The organism is Undibacterium umbellatum, assembly GCF_014284125.1.
GTDB classification, from domain to species: Bacteria; Pseudomonadota; Gammaproteobacteria; order Burkholderiales; family Burkholderiaceae_D; genus Undibacterium; species Undibacterium umbellatum.
Window position 1 is genome coordinate 1 of the sequence record NZ_JACOFX010000092.1, and the last position, 258, is coordinate 258.

The window sequence follows — 258 nt, forward strand, 5'->3', positions numbered from 1 at the left end:
TGATGAAGCCGCCTGCTGCGCCAGCACCTGCTGCTGTACCGATGGTGATGGTGCCTGTGTGGGCGCCAACGTTGGCCAGAGCAACTGTGTTGGATTCTGTGTCAGCATCGACCAGGGTGATGTTTTCTACTGCGTTGGTGTTCAATACAAAGTTGAAACGTGGGTCTGTATTGGAACCTTCAGCAATCGTCACTGCAACTGTGTCGGATGCACCAGTGGCTGTTGCCAGGTTGGCGTTGATGGTGGATTGACCAATAG

The 258-nt window shown here is 53.5% G+C and carries 1 protein-coding gene; it reads right to left on the reverse strand.

From position 1 onward, the window contains the following. On the reverse strand, positions 1–258 hold a 258-nt coding region (locus H8L47_RS29320; protein ID WP_186957349.1), incomplete at both ends, for a hypothetical protein.